This is a genomic window from Peribacillus sp. SIMBA_075, from assembly GCF_046534585.1.
The window spans coordinates 1-275 of record NZ_JAWRYN010000526.1; the positions used below are offsets into that span (position 1 = coordinate 1).

The 275-nt window shown below is 76.7% G+C and carries 1 protein-coding gene; it reads right to left on the minus strand.

Annotated elements, in window-relative coordinates:
- Positions 1-275: hypothetical protein (locus tag SB775_RS29275; RefSeq protein WP_410864737.1), on the minus strand; the 275-nt coding region annotated here is incomplete at both ends.

The window sequence follows — 275 nt, forward strand, 5'->3', positions numbered from 1 at the left end:
GCCAGGGCAGCGTCGAGCAGCGCCTGGCTGGCGGGGCTGGGCCGCGGATCGGTGAGCAGCACGCCGTCGATGAAGTCGCCTTCCGCTTCGTGCCGCCAGCCGACCCGGCGCAGCAGGCCGCGGCGTGCATCCTGGTATTCGAGCAGGTCCGGCGCGGCCGGCAACGCGAGCGCGGCATCGAGGCGGGCCAGCCAGTCGGCCTCCGGCGCCTGCGCGCGGGCCATGCGCAGCACGACCCAGGCCGGGGCGCCCGCCTCGCCGCTTTCGGCATGCAG